Origin of the sequence: Flavobacterium stagni, from assembly GCF_004122105.1 — a bacterium.
GTDB classification, from domain to species: domain Bacteria; phylum Bacteroidota; class Bacteroidia; order Flavobacteriales; family Flavobacteriaceae; genus Flavobacterium; species Flavobacterium stagni.
This window is the reverse complement of record NZ_SBKN01000004.1, coordinates 175840-194100: the sequence shown is the minus strand read 5'-3', so window position 1 is coordinate 194100 and position 18261 is coordinate 175840. Positions and strand designations below refer to the sequence as shown.

Sequence of the window (18261 nt, the reverse complement as noted above, 5' to 3'; positions counted from 1 at the left end):
GTATTTTTTTATTGCATTCCGGGCATACCTTTCATACCTCCCATCATGCGCATTAAATTTTTACCTCCTGGTCCTTGCATCATTTTCATCATCTTACTCATTTGGTCAAATTGCTTTAGAAGTTGGTTAACTTCTTCTACTTTTCGACCCGCACCTTTAGCGATTCTTGTTTTACGTTTCATATCGATGATGGAAGGTTTGCTGCGTTCTTTGGGTGTCATGGAAAAAATAATGGCTTCAATATGTTTGAAGGCATCATCTTCAATTTCAACATCTTTAAGTGCTTTACCAGCACCGGGAATCATTCCAACCAAATCTTTCATGCTTCCCATTTTTTTTATCTGTTGTATTTGGGCTAAGAAATCGTCGAAACCAAATTCGTTTTTCGCGATTTTCTTTTGCAATTTGCGGGCTTCCTCTTCGTTGTATTGTTCTTGAGCACGTTCCACTAAGGAAATTACGTCACCCATTCCCAAGATACGGTCGGCCATACGAGAAGGATAGAACACATCAATGGCGTCCATTTTTTCACCCGTACCAATAAATTTGATAGGTTTATTAACCACCGATTTAATTGAAATTGCGGCTCCACCACGAGTATCACCGTCTAATTTCGTTAAAATCACTCCGTCAAAATTCAATCGATCATTAAAGGCCTTTGCTGTATTGACCGCATCTTGACCCGTCATGGAGTCCACAACAAATAAGGTCTCTTGGGGTTGAATAGCTTGATGAACATTGGCAATTTCATTCATCATTTCTTCATCAACGGCCAAACGACCTGCTGTATCGACAATCACGACATTGAACCCATTCAAACGGGCATACTGTATGGCTTTTTGAGCAATATCAACTGCATTTTTATTTTCGGGCTCTGAATAAACTTCAACGCCTATTTGCTCACCAACCACATGCAATTGATTAATTGCTGCAGGTCGATAGATATCACAAGCCACTAATAAGGGCTTTTTATTCTTTTTAGTTTTCAGGTAATTCGCAAGTTTCCCAGAGAAAGTTGTTTTCCCCGAACCTTGAAGACCCGACATTAAGATAACAGTAGGTGCTCCTGAAAGATTGATTCCTGTCGCATCACCGCCCATTAATTCAGTCAACTCATCCTTAACGATTTTGACCATTAATTGTCCCGGTTGCAATGTTGTCAATACATCTTGACCAATGGCTTTATCTTTGACACGTGTTGTAAAATCTTTTGCGATTTTAAAGTTTACGTCGGCATCCAATAAAGCGCGTCTCACTTCTTTGAGTGTTTCCGCTACGTTGATTTCGGTAATCTTTCCATGACCTTTTAGGACATGAAATGCTTTATCGAGTTTTTCACTTAAATTTTGGAACATAATGTACTTGCAAAAATTGAAGTGCAAAGATATAAATTAACACGGTGTCATTCAAATGGAAATAGAATAAAAAAACCATCCCAAAAAATGGGATGGTTCTAACAAAAACACACATTAGTAAGGTTAACTAACTAATTTTTTTCAAACGTAAGATAATCAGTACCACCGTTACCACCACTTACATCTATTAATTCTATTTTCGTATCTGTTCGGGATTGAATATCCCAATCATCTGATAATTCTGCATAGTGTGCAGGAGATACAAAAAGGATATTGAAATCTAAATCATTTATGGAATCATCATTGGAATTACTATCCGTTACTGACCATGTACCTGTGTAGGTATTTGTACCGTTGGTTGCCGTTAAGACATTGGAGGGACCAAATGTAAAATTATAACCGTTAAATTGCGTCGTTTTAATAGTACCCGAATCATTAAAATACGTAATTCTCCATGTACCCGAAGTTGCGGTACTTACCACTTGATTTTGTACAGTATTTGTGTTTGATGTGTTATCATCATTGCTGCACATAGAGGCCACATTTAGCATAAAAAGGGCCGCTAAAATTGGAATTAATTTTAGTTTCTTCATGATTATAGTTTTAGAGTGCTTAGTATTTTGCAAGGTAGAGGTAATCGATTTCAGAGCCGCCTCCACTGGTATGTTTTAAACGAATTAACGTAGTTGTGTATTCAATAATTTCCCAATCTTCTTCCATATACTCTAGGGTATTGCCTGAGAATGACAAATCTAATTTTTGTTTATTCCCGTCTTGGTATTTGGTCCAGTCCCCATTTATTTGGGTAGCATTTTTTATTGCTTTTGAGGTACCGTTAGCATAAAAATTAAAGTAATATCCGTTATAATGACTTGTTTCATCAGTATTGTCTTTATAGCAATACGAAACATACCATTGATTGGTGGTGAGTAAGGTTATAAAATCAGGTGTTGGATTTGTATTTCCATAGGTAGGACATTGCCCAATATTATCCTCAATCAACTGATTAAATGCAACATCTGAGGTAACTACATGAGCGTTATTATTGCTGTCTAATACAGAGAAAGGATAGGAAAAGTTAAAGGTATCTCCATCACTCAAATTATTCAAAAAAGCATACAAACCTGAGTTGTTTGTAAATGTATAACTATCGGCTTCTTGTGAACTGGAATCATAGACAGTAACAATTACTGGGTATTGTACTTTTACACAAGAAATTTCATCTAAAAATGTACAAGGACCCAAACTACTAATCAATTGATTGTACTCCGCTTGATTGAGTACTGTCTGAGTTTGGTAATTTCTAAATTTAACAGTGATAGGGAATTGAAAATGAACGATATCATCATCATTATTGTACATGTTTTTGATATCGAAAATTTGTTCTAAACCATCATTGGTAGCTGTAACAGTAACATTTTGATTATTCACTTGAACGGAAACAGGAAGTACAATGTTGAAGTGGGAATTATCATCCATGATATCATCCCAAGCTGTTGGGTTTTGAACCACACGAGCAACCAAACCAGTCAGTGCTGAATTTTTATTTAATGAAGGCGTATTATCATCCTCTTCATACTCTTTTTCCTCCTGACAAGAAGCAAAAAAAAGCACACTCAAAAAAAGAATCGATAATAAACGCATCGAGCTCATAGTGTATTGGTTTTACTTATAAACAAATATAAATGAATTTACCCTACCTAAAATAATTTTTTTATTTTTAGAGACTTAAATTTTAACATTTAATAATGTCTTCAGAAGATACAATTTGTCAAGATTCAATTTATGAATCTTTTTACCGTAAACACGTAAAAGCGCTTCGAAATTACCTGTACTATAAATTTGGTGATTTGGATCAGGCTGAGGATTGTACCCAAGAAGCTTTTATTAAATTATGGCAAAATTGTGACCAGGTACCTGTTGAAAAAGCTAAATCATTTTTGTACACAGTCGCCAATAACCTCTCACTCAACCAAGTGGCCCATAAAAAAGTGGTTCTTGAATTTGGTAAAAAAAACACGCAACGAACAGAAACAAACGAGTCCCCCGACTATATCTTGGAGGAAGAGGAATTTAAAACCAAATTGCTTTCTGCCATAGCTAATTTAAATGAGACCCAACGTACTGCTTTTTTAATGCATCGTATTGATGGAAAAAAATACCATGAGATTGCAGAAGAATTAAATATAAGTGTAAAAGCCGTTGAAAAACGTATCCATTTGGCCCTTTTAGAACTCCGAAAAAAATTTTCAAACTTTTAGGTAGGGTAAATTAAATACTAATTGTTTTAATACAGAATTCAGATGAAAATGGAAGATACTAATCGCTTAGCAGCTTGGCTCAACAATGAGCTCCCCGAAGCAGAGTTGAATACACTCCGCCAGGAAGAAGACTATGCGGTATTGGAAAAAATAAAAATGTATTCCGCTGAACTACAGGTGAGTGATTTTGATTCAGATCGTTTTTATCAAAACTTACTGGAGAAACGCAACCCGACAAAAGTACGTTCTCTATTCTGGAAAAAAGCCTTGCAAATTGCAGCCATGGTAACTTTATTCTTAGGAATTGGAAGTGCCTATGTAATTACAAGAGGCGAACAACAAATTGCTGAAAATGGTTCAAATGTAGCCTTCAATTTACCCGACAATTCAAGAGTTGTTTTGCATTCAGGGTCTGAAATCACTTACTCGGAAAACAATTGGGATTCTAATCGAAAATTGAACTTAATTGGAGAAGCCTATTTCAAAGTGGCCAAAGGAAAAAAATTCGAGGTCATCACGAAAGAAGGTACAGTAACCGTTTTAGGAACCCAATTCAATGTAAAAGCAAGAAACAATCGTATTGATGTTACTTGTTTTGAAGGAAAAGTAAAAATTCAACACAAAAATAAAACAATCATTATCACCAAAGGTCAAACCATTGCTTTTGCCAATAATGAATTAATCATTAATCATCCAACCAAAGCTTTAAATCCTTCTTGGATTTCAAAAGAATTACAATTTGAGAAAGTGCATCCACAGGATGTATTGGAAGAATTAAAACGTCATTACAACATTACCATTAACGACGTTACGCTTCCCAAAACAGAGTTGTTTACAGGTCATTTACCTGGAGATAATTCGGATATTGCTCTCCAATTGTTTGCGGCTTCTTACCACCTCAAAGTGGTTAAAAAAGGAGCACAAGACTATTCTTTTGAATTGATTCCATGATGCGACTAAAATATTTTTCATGTTTGTTTCTATGCTTTGTCTCCTTTATGAGTCTTCGTGCTCAGACGGGAGACTTTGTGCTTTTAGTACAAGTGTTGAAACAAATTGAAAAACAACATAACGTTGAATTTAGTTATGTGGAAAATGAAGTCAATGGTTTAAAAGTAATACCGCCCAATAATAAACTCCCTTTAAACGAAAAGTTAACCAATCTCGCCCAACAAACGCAACTTACCTTTAATAGAATTAATAACAAGTACATTTCTATTTCGGACAATAAAAAGATTAAAATATATTTTAAAGGCTATTTAAAAGATGTGGAAACCAAGCAGCCTGTTGAAAATGCAACAATCACCTTACATCCCTCTGAGCAAGTAATCATAAGCAATTCCAGTGGTTATTTTCAAATTAGCGATCACGCTACAACTTCAATCACAATAACGCATGTCAATCATGATCCTTTAATTATTGAGGATTTGAGTCCGCAAAACACGCCTATTTTTTATTTAAAAACCAAAACCACCCAGCTGGAGGAAGTAGACACCCAAATTATCCTCACAAGAGGTGTGACCAAAAAATGGGATAGTGGATTTGAAATCAAACCTAAACAATTTGGCTTGTTGCCCGGACTCACCGAAGCCGATGTTTTCGAATCCATTAAACAAATTCCGGGTGTCATAAGCTCTGATGAAACCTTATCCAATTTAACCATACGTGGCGGAAATCAAGATCAAATCTTGTTCCAATGGAACGGTATGCGCTTGTATCAAGTGAGCCATTTCTTCGGTTTATTATCTGCTATTAATCCCAATTTAGCCCACAAAATTAATATTGTCAAAAATGGGAGTTCGCCCTATTACGGCGGCAGCGTTTCGGGTGTTGTCGATATATCCACACTGCCTGACAATAAAAAAGAAGAAAAAGTAAGTTTTGGAGTTAACATGATTAATGTAGACGCGACTTTTCGTCACCAATTCAATGAAAAAACGCGTTTAGCTTTGAGTGCCCGACGTTCAATTACGGATGTTTTGAACACGCCGACTTACCAAAATTATTATAATCGTGTATTTCAAAACACAGTCGTCACCGATTTATTGTTGAATGGCAATATTGCCTACACCAATGATTTAAAATTTTATTTCATGGATGTATCGGGTCAATTGGCACAGCGAATCAGTCCGAAAGTGGAACTTTTTGTAGATTTCTTACTGCTAACCAACCAATTGAACTTAACACAATCGCGAACTGAGAATGCTATTTTTATCAAAAAAAGTAGTTCCCTTGACCAAGAAACTACAGGCGGAATTGTTACTTCACGCATTCAATGGAATCCCAAACTTAAAAGTGACTATCGTTTGTTTTTTTCACAGTATGAGCTGTATTCCAATTACGAATCGCTCAACACCACACAAACGCATTACCAACGTAATGAAATTCAGCATTTAGGTATTGATCTAAAAAATAAATACACCCTAAATTCTAATACATCGCTTGATTTTGGTTATCAATTTGATGAAATAGGAAATCAAAATATCAATCGAATCAATTCACCTGCAGTCAATTCGGATGTGAAATATGTACTCCGTAACCATGCCTTGATAGGAGATTTAAAATGGGAATTGCCCGAAAAAAACATCAAGACTTCCTTTGGGATTCGCCAAAATTATTTTGAACGTTGGGGCGTATTTATTACCGAACCCCGATTTAATATAGCTTGGCAACCCAATGCACGTTGGCAATTTGAATTTAATGGTGAAATGAAGAATCAGACGGTTAGTAAGATTGTTGATCGTCAACAGGACTTTTTAGGAATTGAAAAAAGACGCTGGATTTTAAGCAATAACAGTGACATTCCCATTTTAAAAAACCGCCAACTCTCCGCAGGTGGTTCTTACCGATTCAAAGGCTGGTTGATCAGCAATGAATTTTTCATCAAAAAGGTAATCGGAATAACGGCTCGAAGTCAGGGCTTTCAAAATCAATATGAAAATTTAAATTTTACAGGCGATTATTTCATTTGGGGCAGCGAATTTTTAATTCAGCGCCAATGGAAAAACATAATTGTTTGGGCCACTTATTCGTATAACAATAACAACTATACCTTTAGAATAAATAATAACAACGTCCAATTTCCAAGCAATAATGAAATCATGCATCATTGGGCAACAGGTATTGTATATGACACCCAAAAAATGAAACTGACCTTGGGAGGAAAATGGTTTACCGGAAGGCCAACAACGTTACCTCAATCCCAAAACTTACAATACGACCCTAATACTGGTGCTTCCAACATTAATTTCAATGCACCCAACTCGTCCCATTTACCCAATTTTATTCAAATCAATGCCTCGGGCAGTTATGTTTTTCCTTTTAAAGAAAAACAATCCCTTACATTAGGGGCGTCTATTTTGAATATTTTGAATACAAAAAACAAAGTCAACCAATTCTATAGAGTAAACACCAATGTGCAATCCATAGAAGAAATTAACACCTATTCATTGGAACGAACAATTAATGTTTTTGTTCGTTATACGTTATAAAAAAATCCGAATTTCTTCGGATTTAATTGTGGTTTTACATTCGTTCTGGGACTTGTATTCCCAATAACCCAAAGGCATTTCGAATGGTTTGTGCAACAATTTTTGACAATTGTACACGGAAGATTTTCTTCGCTGAATCCGTTTCTCCTAAAATAGAAACCGACTGATAAAACGAATTGTATTCTTTAACTAGTTCGTAAGTATAATTAGCAATGAGTGCCGGACTGTGTTGACGGGCGGCATCTTGAATTACATCTGGAAAATTAGAAATGATTTTCACCAATTCTTTTTCTTTTTCATGTAAAATCAGACTTACATCATTGGAATAATCAAAATCGGCTCTTCGCAGAATCGAACAAATTCGCGCATGAGTATATTGAATGAATGGTCCCGTATTTCCATTGAAATCCACGGATTCTTCAGGATTAAACATGATTTGTTTTTTAGGGTCTACTTTTAAAATGTAATATTTTAAAGCGCCTAATCCAATGATTTTGAAAAGTGCTTCTTTTTCTGATGCTGAATACCCCTCAAGTTTACCCAATTCAACGGCAATCGAACCCGCAGTTTGTGTCATTTCAGCCATCAAATCATCGGCATCGACTACTGTACCTTCACGGGACTTCATTTTTCCCGAAGGCAATTCAACCATTCCATACGATAAATGGTATAAACTTTCAGCCCATTCAAATCCTAATTTCTTTAGAATTAAAAACAGTACTTTAAAATGGTAATCTTGTTCATTTCCAACCGTATAAACCATTCCTCCTACATCGGGATAATCTTTTACCCGTTGAATTGCGGTACCAATATCTTGGGTCATATATACTGCGGTGCCATCGGAACGCAAAACGATTTTTCGATCCAAACCTTCTTGCGTCAAATCAATCCAAACCGATCCATCAGGGTCGCGTTCAAAGATTCCTTTATCCAAACCGTATTGCACGACTTCTTTGCCCAGTAAATACGTGTTGCTTTCATAGTAGTAACTATCAAAGTCGACTCCCAATGCCGTGTAGGTTTGTTCGAATCCATCATACACCCATTGGTTCATTTTCTTCCAAAGAGCAACTACTTCTTCATCACCCGCCTCCCATTGACGTAACATTTCTTGTGCCTTTAAAAGAAGTGGCGCTTGTTTTTTGGCTTCTTCTTCCGATTTTCCTTCAGCAATTAACGTTGCTATTTCTTTTTTATACGCTTGATCAAAAGCGACGTAAAAATTACCTACTAATTTATCTCCTTTTAATCCTGTAGATTCTGGCGTTTGACCATCACCAAATAATTGCCAAGCCAACATCGACTTACAGATGTGAATCCCACGATCGTTGATGATTTGCGTTTTATACACTTTTTTTCCAGAAGCTTTCAAAATCTCAGCAACCGCAAATCCCAATAAATTATTTCGGATGTGGCCAAGATGCAAAGGTTTATTGGTATTGGGTGAAGAATATTCCACCATAACAGCCTTTGCGTCCAAATCATTTACAAATCCAAAGGTTGGATTATGCCGTATTTCATTAAAGTATTGAATATAATAATCATCGGAAATTACAATATTTAAAAAGCCCGAAACCACATTATACTTAACCACATGGGGATGATTTTGAACTAAATAGTTTCCAATGGATTCACCAATTTGAACGGGATTCCCCTTGATTATTTTCAATAAAGGAAAAATAACCACCGTAATATCACCTTCAAACTCTTTACGGGTGGCTTGAAATTCAATTTTTTCGGGAGTAATCCCAAAACTTTGAAAAACAGCTTCTTGAATGGACACGGTAAGATTTTCCTGTAATGTCATGATATAAAAATTAAAAATGCAAAGATAAATGAATAAACTTTTTGTTCCGATTAAGATTAACAAAATGGATAAAAGTAGTTTTGTGCGAATTTTATTATAATACTTTTCTTACTTTTAAAAACATTTAACGCATTTCATCGATTTTATTTGTATTTTATCGATGTTATTTATAATATTTGTGATGTCAAAATCAAGCCCCTATGAAAAAACTATTAACCTTCATGCTGTTTTTCTACAGTGTATTTGGTTTTTCACAAGCCATTACTGTAGATCAAAACACCTACACAGTACCTCAATTGGTCAATAATGTATTGATTAATTCACCTTGTGTAACTGCGCAAAACATAACTTGGAGAACCGGATCCAATTTTGGTTCGACAAATGGTATTGCTTATTTTTCCAATTCCAATTCCAATTTCCCGATGTCTAGTGGGGTGGTTTTAACGACTGGAAGTGCTTTAGAAGCTGCCGGACCGAATACCACTTTGTTAGAATCAGGAAATTCCGCTTGGATTGGAGATGCCGATTTAGAAGCTACCTTGGCTGCTTCGGGTATTACGATGAGTTCTACGAATGCAACCGTATTGGAATTTGAATTCACGCCGCTCTCCCCGTATTTCAATTTTGATTTTCTTTTTGCATCCGAAGAATATGGAAATTTCCAATGTCAATTTTCAGATGCATTTGCATTTTTATTAACCGACATGACCACAGGTGTAACAACCAATTTGGCTGTAGTTCCGAATACCAACTTGCCGATTTCGGTAGTTACTATTCGTGATTATTTGTACAATTCAACATGTCCTTCTGCAAATGCTCAATACTTTGGACGTTATAATGGAGGTAACAATGCTGCAACTGCGCCAGTTAATTTTAATGGGCAAACCACATTAATGACTGTATCATCAAGTTTAAATACAACGCATTCCTACAAAATCAAATTGGTGATTGCAGACCGTGGGGACTATAAATCGGATTCTGCCATTTTTATCGCTTCTGAAAGTTTTAACATTGGACAAGACGTTTTGGGTCCGAACCTAACAGTTGCCAATCAAACGGCCATTTGTAGTGGACAAAACACCACAATTCCTTCTGGATTAAACCCTGCTTTGTACACTTTTGTATGGAAAAGAAATGGTGTGGTATTAAATGGTGAAACAGGTCCCAATTTGGTTGTTACATCACCAGGAACTTATGAATTGGTATATACCAATATTGCTTTTCCTTGCCAACAAATTTCGGATTCCATTGTGGTTGAATTTTATACTGCATATAATGTAAGCAATCCGAAAAACCTTTATAAATGTGATAATGGTTCTGGCTCTTATACTTACAATTTAAATTTAAATACAACAACAGTGATGGCAAACCAACCGCCTACAACCACTGTTCGTTATTATACTAGTCAAGCTGACGCAACTAATGATGTCAATCCGATTCCACTTTCTTACACTTGTAATGGAAATCAAACCATTTACATGCGTGTGGTCAATCCGACAACAGGTTGTTTTGTAATTAAATCATTTCAATTATTACTAACCGCTCCACCAGTTGCCAATCCAGCACCCGATGTAAAAGCGTGTGCCCGTCCACAAGGCGGACCTGTAATGTTTAATTTACCTATTGCAGCTACTGCAGACGTATTAGGAAGTCAAGATCCTGCTATCTATGGTGTGGATTATTTTAGAACATTAAATGACGCAAATAACAATACCAATGCCTCAGGTTTTATCAACTCTACTGGAGGTGTTTGTTATGCACGCGTATATGTAAAAACAGACCCAACTTGTTTTGCTGTTGTTGCCATTAACTTAGTAATTGTACCAGTTCCACCAGTTGATGATTTAGATGATGTGATTACTTGTGCAGATTATACATTACAACCTTTAACAAATGGTCAGTATTTTACAGAACCTGGAGGTCAAGGTGTACAACTATTTGCCGGAGACATCATCACTCAGACTACAACACTATACATTTATAACTCTTATCCAACTCCACCTTCTTGTCCAAGTGAGACCTTTTTCACGGTAACCATCATCAAACCAGATGACATCAATAATGAGCCTGCAGAATACTGTAATAGCTACAGTTTACCTCAATTGACACAAGGAGAATACCACACTGAACCGAACGGTGGAGGGATGATTTTACCAGGTGGAACTATAATAACCACATCGCAAACTATCTATTTCCATTTTGTTTCTACAGAACCTCCTTTCTGTGTTATTGACAAACCTATGGTAATCAACATTGTGACACAAGGTAGTGTTGCTCCAATCAATGATGTATTTGACTGTACTTCATATACGCTACCTCCATTGTCTCTTGGAAATTATTTCACAGAACCGAATGGTCAAGGAACTCAATTGAGTGCTGGAACAGTAATCACTACTACACAACGTATTTACGTTCGTGCAAGTAACGGTCCTTGTTCAAGTGAGACCTCATTTAACGTAGTTATTGGAATCAATTTCCCAACTTCAGCTACAGCTTGTGTTTCGTATACATTGCCTCCATTAGAAATTGGAAATTATTTCACAGGACCCATGGGAACTGGGACACAAATTCCTGCTGGAACAGAAATCAATACAACACAAACAATCTATATTTATGCGGTGTCACAATCGCAACCGAATTGTACAGACAACTATAACTTTACAATAACAATTAATCTTCCACCGTTAACCGCGCCAACCAATACAACGGCATGTAGTGCCTATGAATTACCACAAATTCCTTATGGTAATTATTTTACTGGACAAGGAGGTACTGGTGATATTTTATTCGCAGGTGATTTAATCACTACCTCTAAAACCATCTATATTTATTTGAATGGCGAAGGGGGTTGTATTAACGAAATTAGTTTCGAAGTAACTGTAAATCAAATCCCTGTTGTGGATTCACGATCTGACATTGATGCGTGTCATGCCTATGTATTAACCAACCTAGAACATGGAGATTATTACACAGGTCCAGGTGGAACAGGAACTTTATTACACGGTGGCGATGTTATTCATACGACGCAAATGCTATACATTTTTGCCAATAATAACGGATGTACCAATGAGACTTCTTTCACAGTAAACATTTTCACTATTGATGCCGATGTAGTACCGAATGCTCAAGTTTGTGACTCCTATATTTTACCTGCACTTACAGGAAACAATAAATATTATACCGTGAGTGGCGGACCAACAGCTGGTGGTCAAGAGTTGTTGCCTGGCGCTGTCATTACAACAACGCAAACAATTTACATTTATGTAGAATCGGGAGGACGTATCAACTGTACCAATGAAAGCAGTTTCACCGTGACAGTTACTCCATCACCCGTTATTGCTCCAATTGCCAATGTATTTGCTTGCGATTCGTATACATTACCTGCTTTAACCTTAGGTGATTATTATACCGCTCCCAATAAAGGTGGAACATTATTACATGCTGGAGATGTGCTTACTACGAATCAAACATTGTATGTATATAGCGAAACTGGAACTACACCCAACTGTTTTGACGAAAAAAGTTTTTCCATTTCGATTTATAATGTACCGCAAATGGCGAATGTTACAACATGTTCTAGCTATACCTTGCCTTCTTTAGCAATCGGCAATTACTATAATGGTCCGAATGGAACAGGCGGTATCATCAATGCTGGTAGTGTAGTGACGCAAACGAAAACCATTTATATTTTTGGAAATTCGGGCTATTCACCAAATTGTTCTGATGAAACCTCGTTTACAGTAACCATAGTCCCTACTCCTGTGGCGAATACAGTACCTGTTGCCTCGCGTACATTCTGCGATACTGATGGCACTAATGATGGCGTACTCAATGTGGCATTAACCGTATTTAATCCTGTAGTTTTAGGAGCGCAAACCGGACCTGAATTTGTAGTGACTTACCATGCAACACTTGCAGATGCAACAACAAATACAGCGGCCATCGCACAAACAACAGCGACCTTAGTCTATGTTCGCGTAAGCAACACCTTAGCTCCCGATTGTTTTGAGGTTAAAGCCATTCAAATCATCATCAACAAATTGCCAGTACCTACTCCTGTAGATGGTATAATGTGTTACAATACCTTTACGAATCATTTGATTCAACCGTATATCATTACCAGTGGATTATCGGCAGCTTCGCATACCATCAAATGGTACAACGAACAAGGGCAACAAGTGGGTACAGGTGCAAATTATACCGCTATTACTCCTGGTGTATACAGTGTAATTGCTACGAATAATGCAACAGGGTGTGCTTCTGACGAAGTTTTTGTAACGGTAACCCCTTCTGAACCTGCCATTGTTGCGTATACAGTAAATGAGGACTTTGCCGATACACAATCCATCACCGTAGAAACTCAAGGTACCGGAGATTACGAATACCAATTGGACAACGGTGCTTTTCAAGATAGTCCGACCTTCAACAACGTCATGAGTGGATTCCATACCATTACAGTTCGTGACAAAAACGGTTGTGGATTAACGGTAACCAATGCAATTGTTGTAAACTATCCGCATTACTTTACACCGAATGGCGATGGTGCCAACGAAACTTGGAACATCAAAACCTTGAGTGATCAAGAGGTAGCTTACATCTACATTTATGACCGTTATGGCAAATTATTAACCCGAATCAAACCTTCAAGTAGTGGTTGGGACGGAAATTATAACAACACTCAAATGCCGGCAGACGATTATTGGTTTATTGTAAACTATAAAAAAGACGGTGAAGAAAAAGAATTTAAAGCGCATTTTGCCTTGAAGAGATAACGCCTTTTTTGCCCCAAGTTAAAAAGGAAATTAGTTGGTTAAATACCCATTTTGCAAAAAACCCCGAGATTGTTTTCTCGGGGTTTCTTTTTTTTATTATCTAAATTATTACCAACGGATAATTGCACTACCCCAGGTAAATCCACTTCCAAAAGCGGCTAGAACCACTAAATCACCTTCTTTAATTTTACCTTGTTCCCAGGCTTCAGTTAAAGCAATCGGAATAGAAGCGGCAGTGGTATTTCCATATTTCATAATGTTATTATACACCTGATCGTCTGTTAATCTAAATTTTTGCTGAATGAATTGAGCGATTCGCAAATTCGCTTGATGCGGAATCAACATATTGATATCGGCCACTTCCAATTGATTGGCTTGTAACCCTTCATTAATGACTTCAGTAAAACGCACTACAGCATTTTTAAACACAAACTGTCCGTTCATATAGGGGAAATACGATTCATCATTGGGATCATTTTCATGAATAATATCAGTCACCCAACGTTTCCCCATTCCCGGAGCAATAAGCGCCAATTCTTCTGCGTGTTGTCCTTCGGAATGCAAATGGGTGGAAAGAATGCCTTTGGATAAATCGGTTTCGCGACTGATGATGGCCGCGCCTGCCCCATCGCCAAAAATCACGGAAACGCCACGTCCTCGTGTGGTCATATCCAATCCATGCGAATGCAATTCGGAGCCAATTATTAAAATGTTTTTATACATTCCCGTTTTGATATACTGATCGGCAATAGACAGCGCATATACAAAACCCGAACATTGGTTTCGGATATCCAAAGCACCTACCGTTTTGAGTCCTAAATCGCGTTGAACCAAAACCCCCGGTCCTGGGAAATAGTAATCCGGACTCAAGGTGGCAAAAATGATAAAATCAATTTCATCTTTGTCAATATTGGCGCGTTCAATCGCAATTTTAGCCGCTTTAACCCCCATAGTTGTGGTGGTATCTTCACCGCGAATCACATGACGACGCTCTTGAATGCCGGTTCGCTCCTGAATCCATTCGTCATTCGTGTCCATCAATTGGGACAAATCTTCATTAGTGACCACATTATCAGGAACATAAAATCCTAATCCGGTTATTTTAGAATGAAACATTTTATAGAATTTTCAAAATTAGATACACAAATTTAACAAATTGTCATTTCTCATAGGACAGTAATTCCTAAAAATAATAATCTGATTATTGGATTAAAAACAATTTTTATTCACCTGATTAATTTCCAATGGATTAACCGACACATTTTTTAGATTAACCTCTTTTAATTTACGTTTAGGGTTTTTCCGTTTTAATTTGTTTTTATGAAAATCAAAACGATATACAAATGAAAAAATGGTACTTCTTGGGAGTATTGTTATTGAGTATGACTGCTTTTTCACAAACAGGAGTGGTCATTACGTATTACGACAATACCCAACAACAATTTAATGTGCAAACCACGGGAAAACTTTTTTTCTCAGGGGATAATTTACAAATTCAAATTGACGATACGGTGACACAACCCACCAGCATTCCTGTAACCATTATTCAACGAATCACTTTTACCAATAATTTAAGTACGACTCAACATTCCGCAGCAGCAATTCGGCTAAATTTATTCCCAAATCCTGGTTCGGAATACATTCAAATCAGTAGCGCTGATGAGGAAATTTTACAAGTAAAAATATACAACAATAACGGTCAATTATTGCAGAACGGATCCTATTTCCCCATGCAAAATATTGACGTTTCCAATTTAGAATCAGGAATCTATTTGGTTCAAGTGAATGGTGTAACGCTAAAATTTGTAAAACGATGAAAAAGTTACTTTTAGGAATCGTATTGGGACTTTCATCGTTCACTTGGGCCCAACAGCAAATGAACGTTCACAATTCAGGGAATGTAATGTATACAACACCCATTTCAGACGTTGAAAATGTGAAATTGGATAATACCTATGCTAAAATCAAGTTGAATGCGAATACCACATCTTTGGATATTCAAAAGCAAGTAATTGATTATATCGATTTTTCAACTACGGTGACCAACTTAGATAAAATTTACATCATCTATAATGGTACGGACAATGCCACCATCATTAATCCGTATGCTAACCAAGGTGTGAACATTTCTGCAGTTGCCGGTACGGTTACCGTAAATGCTACTTCTGGAATAGATAATTTAGAATACAATATCTTGGGTTCGACATCAAATGGTAGTCTGACCCTCACTACCGATAAAGACGTAAATTTGGTCTTGAACAATGTAACGCTTACCAATCCTTCTGGTGCTGCATTTACTATTATTGGTGGTAAAACAACAAACTTGCTACTGACACCCAATACTATCAATACTTTGGTGGACAGCACAACCAGTTTGGCTAATGGAACGATTACCACGGACGGACCGATTACTGTTGCTAATACAGGAACTTTAAAAGTAACGGGGTTAAAAAAACACGGCATTAACACTTCGTCATCGATCTCAATCAGCGATGGAATTGTCACAGTGTTAGCAGCAGCCACCGATGGTTTTCATTGTGAAGGTTATTCACAAGCTGGCGGTACTGTAACCATCACTTCTTCTAGTGATGGAATTGATGCTGGAAATGGTGCGATTTCCATGAGCAATGGATCACTTACAATTACCTCAACAGCAGCTGATGTTAAAGCACTGAAAACTGGAACCAATACTATTTCTTTCACAGGAGGAACCTTCAATGCTACCGTTTCTGGAGCACAATCCAAAGCGATTAGTGCCAAAGGGAACATCACATTTGATGGTGGGACATTTACTATTTCACTTTCTGGCGCAACGGTTTTGGTGGCTTCAGGAACAGGTTTCGATCCTTCTTATCCTACTGGAGTGAAATCGGATGCAATAATTACCATCAATAACGGTACGTTTACCATTACTACAACGTCAACGGCAACGGGGGCAAAAGGATTTTCCAGCAATAGTGAAATTATTGTAAATGGAGGAACCATCACTGTAACCACAGCCGGTGGAGGTGCGAACTACACCAATGCATTAGGTGTAGCCGACTCTTATTCTACCTCAGCTTTTTCAGCTGATACCAATGTAACCATCAATGGTGGTACTCTGAATTTAACCAATACGGGAACCGATGGAAAAAACATTTCAGCCGATGCTAACGTAACGATTGCCAATGGAAATCTAACCCTAACCAATTCAGGAGGAGCCGGAAAAGGAATTAAAGCCGACGGAATAATTGCCGTAAATGGAGGTACGACAACTATTACCTTATCAGGCGCTACTGTGTTAACCGCTTCAGGAAGTGGGAACAATCCGGGGTATCCAACAGCTATTAAAGCGACGAGTCAGGTACAAGTCACCAACGGTTCTTTAACTATAGTGGGAACTTCTGCGGCTACAGGAGCAAGAGGATTGTCTTCGGATGGGGCTATAATCATTTCTGGAGGAACGGTTTCTGTTACATTAGCAGGTAATGGAGCAACGTATACGAACACATTGGGTGTTTTGGACTCGTATGCCGCCGCCGCTATTACATCGGATACCAATGTTACTATTAGTGGTGGAACTGTAACCACTTCATGCTCAGGAACTGGAGGAAAAGGATTAAAATCGGATGGAACAATGACCATTGGAACAGCCACTTCTTCTCCAACAATCAATCTTACGACCACTGGAGCGCGTTTTCTAGTTTCTGGAACGGATTACAATCACCCTAAAACCATGGTAGCTGTAGGTGCGTTGGTTTTGAATAACGGTACAGTAACGATTAATTCTACCGATGACGGAATCCATTCGGATGCATCGGTTACTGTGAATGGCGGTACTCACACCGTCAGTGCAATTTCAACGGTATCCGCCATGGGAGAAGGTGTAGAAGCGCCTATCATTACTTTTGCAGGTGGCGTGACCAATGTTACGGCTTCGAATGATGGTATCAACTGTACGTATGGTACGGTTAGTGGCGGGACGGAATCCAATGATAACAGTCATTTGTATGTAACCGGTGGTGTATTGATTGTTGCTGGAAAAGATGCGGTCGATAGTAACGGAAATATCACGATTACCGGAGGAACATCGATCATTTGTGGACCTACCAGTTCGCCCGAAGAAGGATTCGATTTCAATGGAACGTTTAACATGAATGGCGGGACTGTCATCTCAGCCGGTTCGAATTCAAACATGACCAAGAATTTCAGCGCAACTTCGACACAACGTACCATGTATATCAAATCGGCAGCACAATTGGCAGCGACTTCACTCATTCATATTCGTACTGCAGCAGGCGTGGAATTGGCGACTTTTAAGCCTAAAAATGCGGTGTACTATTTTCATTTTTCCAGTCCGAATGTAGCAGGAAGTACCTCTCATCAAATTTATTTTGGAGGAACCTACACCGGTGGAAGTTTCGTAGGAAACAGTTCGGGATGGGGACTTTACACGGGTGGAACTTATTCCACAACAGGTGGAACATTAAAATCAACGTTTACCACTTCAGGAACGAGTACATTAAATACGGTGACCTTTTAAATTGCCCTAATTATAAACAAAAAAGACAGCTGTTATGGCTGTCTTTTTTTATT

11 protein-coding genes are annotated in these 18261 nt (G+C 37.7%); 6 read left to right on the top strand and 5 right to left on the bottom strand.

The window, feature by feature from the left end:
• Nucleotides 1-8: 8 nt before the first annotated feature.
• The 3 genes from ffh to EQG61_RS08285 form a co-directional block, all read right to left on the bottom strand.
• Nucleotides 9-1355, bottom strand: coding sequence for a signal recognition particle protein (gene ffh / locus EQG61_RS08295; protein WP_129461458.1), 1347 nt, complete (start codon nt 1353-1355; stop codon nt 9-11).
• Between the two features lie 131 nt (nt 1356-1486).
• Nucleotides 1487-1948, bottom strand: coding sequence for a hypothetical protein (locus EQG61_RS08290; protein WP_129461457.1), 462 nt, complete (start codon nt 1946-1948; stop codon nt 1487-1489).
• A 19-nt stretch (nt 1949-1967) separates the two neighbouring features.
• A complete protein-coding gene (locus EQG61_RS08285; RefSeq protein WP_129461456.1) occupies nt 1968-3008 on the bottom strand; it encodes a hypothetical protein in 1041 nt (346 codons plus the stop codon).
• Nucleotides 3009-3103: 95 nt separating this feature from the next.
• Here EQG61_RS08285 and EQG61_RS08280 point away from each other — a divergent pair, with 95 nt between their 5' ends.
• The 3 genes from EQG61_RS08280 to EQG61_RS08270 are packed head-to-tail and all read left to right on the top strand — an operon-like array spanning nt 3104 to nt 7107.
• Complete coding sequence (locus EQG61_RS08280) at nt 3104-3616, top strand: RNA polymerase sigma factor (protein ID WP_129461455.1); 513 nt, start codon at nt 3104-3106, stop codon at nt 3614-3616.
• A 48-nt stretch (nt 3617-3664) separates the two neighbouring features.
• Nucleotides 3665-4567 (top strand): FecR family protein, encoded by a 903-nt coding sequence (locus tag EQG61_RS08275; RefSeq protein ID WP_164974913.1) that lies wholly within the window; start codon nt 3665-3667, stop codon nt 4565-4567.
• Nucleotides 4568-4614: 47 nt separating this feature from the next.
• Nucleotides 4615-7107: a TonB-dependent receptor gene (locus EQG61_RS08270; protein WP_164974912.1), complete on the top strand. Its 2493-nt coding sequence runs from the start codon at nt 4615-4617 to the stop codon at nt 7105-7107.
• A 34-nt stretch (nt 7108-7141) separates the two neighbouring features.
• On the opposite strand, the gene argS is transcribed toward EQG61_RS08270, so the two are convergent.
• Entirely contained in the window at nt 7142-8914 is a 1773-nt protein-coding gene (gene argS, locus EQG61_RS08265) for an arginine--tRNA ligase (protein WP_129461452.1), read from the bottom strand.
• Nucleotides 8915-9114: 200 nt separating this feature from the next.
• On the opposite strand from argS, the gene EQG61_RS08260 reads away from it, so the two are divergent.
• Nucleotides 9115-13686, top strand: a complete 4572-nt coding sequence (locus EQG61_RS08260; RefSeq protein ID WP_129461451.1) for a T9SS type B sorting domain-containing protein — start codon at nt 9115-9117, stop codon at nt 13684-13686.
• A gap of 108 nt (nt 13687-13794) precedes the next feature.
• Here the strand turns inward: EQG61_RS08260 and EQG61_RS08255 are convergent, their stop codons facing one another.
• Nucleotides 13795-14802, bottom strand: coding sequence for a 3-oxoacyl-ACP synthase III family protein (locus tag EQG61_RS08255; protein ID WP_129461450.1), 1008 nt, complete (start codon nt 14800-14802; stop codon nt 13795-13797).
• A 227-nt stretch (nt 14803-15029) separates the two neighbouring features.
• Here EQG61_RS08255 and EQG61_RS08250 point away from each other — a divergent pair, with 227 nt between their 5' ends.
• Nucleotides 15030-15503: a T9SS type A sorting domain-containing protein gene (locus EQG61_RS08250; protein WP_129461449.1), complete on the top strand. Its 474-nt coding sequence runs from the start codon at nt 15030-15032 to the stop codon at nt 15501-15503.
• On the top strand, nt 15500-18208 hold the full coding sequence (locus EQG61_RS08245; protein WP_129461448.1) for a beta strand repeat-containing protein: 2709 nt from the start codon (nt 15500-15502) through the stop codon (nt 18206-18208). Before EQG61_RS08250 ends, EQG61_RS08245 begins: the two co-directional genes overlap by 4 nt.
• Nucleotides 18209-18261 lie beyond the last annotated feature (53 nt).

Bases quoted from the DNA above. Each gene is read 5' to 3' on its own strand.
- EQG61_RS08270 (WP_164974912.1), top strand. From the start codon at position 4,615: ATGAGTCTTCGTGCTCAGACGGGAGACTTTGTGCTTTTAGTACAAGTG.
- EQG61_RS08290 (WP_129461457.1), bottom strand. From the start codon at position 1,948: ATGAAGAAACTAAAATTAATTCCAATTTTAGCGGCCCTTTTTATGCTA.
- EQG61_RS08275 (WP_164974913.1), top strand. From the start codon at position 3,665: ATGGAAGATACTAATCGCTTAGCAGCTTGGCTCAACAATGAGCTCCCC.
- EQG61_RS08285 (WP_129461456.1), bottom strand. From the start codon at position 3,008: ATGAGCTCGATGCGTTTATTATCGATTCTTTTTTTGAGTGTGCTTTTT.
- EQG61_RS08250 (WP_129461449.1), top strand. From the start codon at position 15,030: ATGAAAAAATGGTACTTCTTGGGAGTATTGTTATTGAGTATGACTGCT.
- EQG61_RS08255 (WP_129461450.1), bottom strand. From the start codon at position 14,802: ATGTTTCATTCTAAAATAACCGGATTAGGATTTTATGTTCCTGATAAT.
- EQG61_RS08245 (WP_129461448.1), top strand. From the start codon at position 15,500: ATGAAAAAGTTACTTTTAGGAATCGTATTGGGACTTTCATCGTTCACT.
- argS (WP_129461452.1), bottom strand. From the start codon at position 8,914: ATGACATTACAGGAAAATCTTACCGTGTCCATTCAAGAAGCTGTTTTT.
- EQG61_RS08260 (WP_129461451.1), top strand. From the start codon at position 9,115: ATGAAAAAACTATTAACCTTCATGCTGTTTTTCTACAGTGTATTTGGT.
- ffh (WP_129461458.1), bottom strand. From the start codon at position 1,355: ATGTTCCAAAATTTAAGTGAAAAACTCGATAAAGCATTTCATGTCCTA.
- EQG61_RS08280 (WP_129461455.1), top strand. From the start codon at position 3,104: ATGTCTTCAGAAGATACAATTTGTCAAGATTCAATTTATGAATCTTTT.